Source organism: Rhodohalobacter sp., assembly GCF_041686455.1.
GTDB lineage: Bacteria > Bacteroidota > Rhodothermia > Balneolales > Balneolaceae > Rhodohalobacter.
The window spans coordinates 1-3,881 of the sequence record NZ_JAWLDW010000183.1 but is presented as its reverse complement, the minus strand read 5'-3'; the positions used below and the strand labels follow the sequence as shown (position 1 = coordinate 3,881).

At 43.8% G+C, this 3,881-nt stretch carries 3 protein-coding genes; 1 reads left to right on the top strand and 2 read right to left on the bottom strand.

The window, feature by feature from the left end; genetic code table 11:
• Positions 1-45: 45 nt before the first annotated feature.
• Positions 46-1,329 (bottom strand): argininosuccinate synthase, encoded by a 1,284-nt coding sequence (locus ACESM0_RS13240; protein WP_372906678.1) that lies wholly within the window; start codon positions 1,327-1,329, stop codon positions 46-48.
• Positions 1,330-1,489: 160 nt separating this feature from the next.
• Positions 1,490-2,464, bottom strand: coding sequence for an ornithine carbamoyltransferase (argF, locus tag ACESM0_RS13235; protein WP_372906677.1), 975 nt, complete (start codon positions 2,462-2,464; stop codon positions 1,490-1,492).
• 319 nt (positions 2,465-2,783) lie between these two features.
• On the opposite strand from argF, the gene ACESM0_RS13230 reads away from it, so the two are divergent.
• Entirely contained in the window at positions 2,784-3,722 is a 939-nt protein-coding gene (locus ACESM0_RS13230; RefSeq protein ID WP_372906676.1) for a type I restriction enzyme HsdR N-terminal domain-containing protein, read from the top strand.
• Positions 3,723-3,881: the final 159 nt, after the last annotated feature.

The following is a 3,881-nucleotide window of genomic DNA, read 5'->3' as shown; positions in this document are numbered from 1 at the left end:
TTTAGTGGGGAATATTCACTTTTGCGTTTTGCTTCTAACTTCTCACTAAACAGACAAGCTGCTCGCCTCACTTTTCACAACCTCTTTCTTCAGCTGGTAGGCTGTTTTTTGTGGCAGATTCCACAGCTCAATAAATCCGGCTGATGCATTCTGGTTGAAAGCTGCTGATTTGTTGAATGTAGCAAGGTTTTCATCAAACAGCGAGTATGGAGAAGTGAGCGCAACCACATCACAATTTCCCTTGTACAGCTTCAACGTCACTTCACCGGTTACCTTTTTATTCTGTTCGTTGATATATGCCCGGATGTTGTCCATCACAGGCTCGAAATATTTTGCGCCGTAAATCAGGTAGGCCCACTTCTGATCCATAAACCCTTTCAGCTCATTTTCTTCCCTCGTTGAGACCAGCTGTTCCAGATTTTTGTGTGCCCGGATCAGGATCGTTGCTGCAGGGTTCTCGTATACACCCCTCACCTTCAATCCAACCACCCGGTCTTCAATCAGATGAAAAACACCTACAGCGTGCTTGCCGCCAATCTCGTTCAACAGCAAAACCAGGTCTTTTTTATCATAACTGATCCCGTTCAGCGACACCGGAACCCCTTTCTCAAAGGCTATTTTAACCAATTCCTCATCTTCAGGTGCCTGTTGCGGTGTATTAGCCCACTTCAGAACTTTCTCCAGCGGAGGTATCAGTTCCGGATTTTCAATCTCTCCACCTTCGCCAGTATTGGCCCACATATTTTCATCGTAGGAATATGGACTCATTTGGGTCTGATCTACCGGAATTCCATTCTCCATTGCATAGGTAATCTGTTCATCTCGTCCCATACTCCACTCTCTTACCGGGGCAATGATTTTTAACTCCGGATTCAGCGTGGTTATATAGCTTTCAAATCTTACTTGGTCGTTGCCCTTACCGGTACAGCCGTGAGCGATCACTTCGCAACCAAACTCAGCGGCGAATTGAACGGCTAATTGAGAGATCATTACCCTGCCCAACGGACAACCCAATGCATATCCGCCCTGGTAATCAGCATTAGCTTTTACAGCTTCCGTACAGAGTTCGGCAAATTCATTCTTCGCGTCGTATACGATGGCATCCTTTGCACCAAGGTTTAATGCTTTTTGTTTAATGGCTTCGAGGTTGTCGGCCGTCTGGCCGATGTTCACTGTCAGAGCAATCACTTCACATTCATACTCCTCCTGTATCCATTTTAGCATCATACTGGTATCGAGCCCGCCGGAGTAGAGCAGCAGACAGGTTTTGAATGTTCCTTTTTCAGCTTCGTGTGAGGCTACTTTTTTATATGTGGTTTGCTTTTTCATTATGGTCTTATTTAGAACTTGTAGTTTTTGAACTTTGTTTTTCAATATTCCCCTCTTGAGAGGGGAAATGTGAGCACGAAAGGTGCAGCCTGTTCGTGTGATCGAGGGGTGTATTCATGGCAGGTTTCTGTACCTGATCAACACACCCCTAAATCCCCTCTCAAGAGGGGACTTTTTCTATGCCATTTAGTTTTTGTACTACCTCTTCATCACCCGTAAGTATGGTTGCAAATACTCCTTTTGATACAACCATCCGGTTTTTAGCCTGCAGGTAAACCCAGGAATTTGGGTGATCAATCACATCATCAGTAACCTCAACTCCCCTGTGAGCAGGAAGGCAGTGCATAAAACCGGCACTGCTTTTCGCCTTTGAAAAGAGTTTTTCATTAACCTGGTAGGGTTCGAAATGCTTTATCTTCTCGTCATATAGATGCTCTTCTCCCATCGAGATGAAAGTATCGGTATAGACAGCATCGGCTTCGTACACTCCCTCGAAGGGATCATTTGTTTGAACAAAAGTACCTCCATGTTCTACGGCCAGCAATGAGAAGTATGCAAGTTGCTCCTCCATCCATGAATACTGTTCCGGACCCGTAAATTTTAATGTATGTCCCATCTTCAGGCCAATTTCAATCAGTGAAAAGGCCACGTTATTGGCATCCCCCACATAGGAAATGATTAGCTTTTGATCTTTCCCATAATTCTGCTGAAGAGTCAACAGATCGGCCAGTGCCTGCATTGGATGGTGACGGTCGCAAAGCGCATTAATCACCGGAATTGTGCCGTACTCAGCCATTTTCTTCAAGGTACTGTGAGAATAGACTCTGGCAAATACTGCATCGCACCACTGCGAAACGTTCATCATCGCATCTTTAAGTGATTCCCGGCTTGTAAACGGAACGGCCATGCTACTCGAAAAAATAAGGTCGGGGTTTATATGGATCACACTGCCACTGAGGTGATTTATGGCAGCCTCTGTTCCAACCTTGGTTCGAAGTGAGGGTTTTTCAAATACAAATGCAATATTTTTGCCCTTTAACACTTGAGAGGGCTTGTTTTCGAGTTCTACACTGAGATTAAGAATAGATTGAATTTGAGCGGGATCAAGATCCCCGATCGATAATAGATGGTTCATGGGTATAGTGGTTTTTTATAATTGAGTATTGGAACAAAGGGTCGGGTATTCAGGACAGGTGAGATACTTACGGAAGAATCTTTTCGAAACTCATAAGCATAAAAAAACCCACTCAGCAATTAAGTTGAGCGGGCGGGATAAGTCCTTAGTAGTAAAAACTACACACAGTTATCACACGCCCAAAGGGCGGCGACGGCGAATAGAAAGGAGTTCTGTGTGTTTTGAAAATTTCATTGCTTTTAACTTGCCACTATCTAAAATAAGATCCAAATAATTTTTTGAACTCTTTTTACGGGGCTAAACTTTCTTATTTTCAGACATGAAAAGTAAAGCCAGCAACCACTTCCCGCAAATTAAAACTCATGATAACGAACCGCTGCTTTTCAACCCCATCCTAAAAAAACGTTTCAAAAACCGGCCTGAAGAACGTGTTCGCCTAAAATGGGTGGAATACCTGAACCATCAAACAGATTGGCCCAAATCACGCCTTGGTTTTGAAGCACCGGTTAAACTTCAGCAAGAAAAAAACAACTTGCGTGCCGACCTGATCCTATACAGCAGGCAGATGAAACCGGAAATTCTGATTGAGTGTAAGGCAGAATCCGTAAAGCTTACGAATGCCGTTGGCGAACAGGCTGCACGTTATAATCAGGAGGTAGGAGCTCCGTATATCTGCCTTACCAACGGTATCACCGACTTTTGGTACAAAGTTAGCAACAATTCGGTTTCTGCCATAGAGGCGACCTCAGGCCCGGACTTTCCCATCAAACCAACAAAAAAATTCTCCGAACTTAATCGGGATTTCAACTACTGGCAGGATCGTGGATTTTGCGCAGGTAATTTTACGGCTACGGACAAAGAGATGCTTTATAAGTCGATCTCTCACTTTTGGAGCGATGCCTTAGACTGGCGGCAAACTTATCTCGATTTTTCAAGCTCTCCCTTCGAGTTTGGGCTTCAGCAGTATTACCGTATACCCGTCATCGATAACCAGCAAAAGTTGGCCATTTCCTTTATTGCAAATCCGGCAGGATCAACACATCTCATCGCAATTCTGAACAAAAAAGGGCGGAACCACGCTCTTTTAGCGATTCACCTAAACCGGCTTTCAGAAGATCATTCCAATTCTGCAACCCTCTTTCAGTCCGGTGAAATGAAGAAAATTGACGCAGGTAAACACTTTACTTTTTTCAAACACGGATACAGTGAAAAATTGATCGAGCAACTCCCCCACTACCTGATGAGATTTTTCGTTTAATCTACCGAAACTGTACATTGAGTTCCTTCTACTAACAGCCTACAAAACAAAAACAGATTTATTTACCATGTCTACAAAACTGCACCGCAAAAAACTGCTTTCCCTATTTGAAGAAAATCAAGAAGGTGTTATCTACCTGAAAGGCGCCGATATCATGTA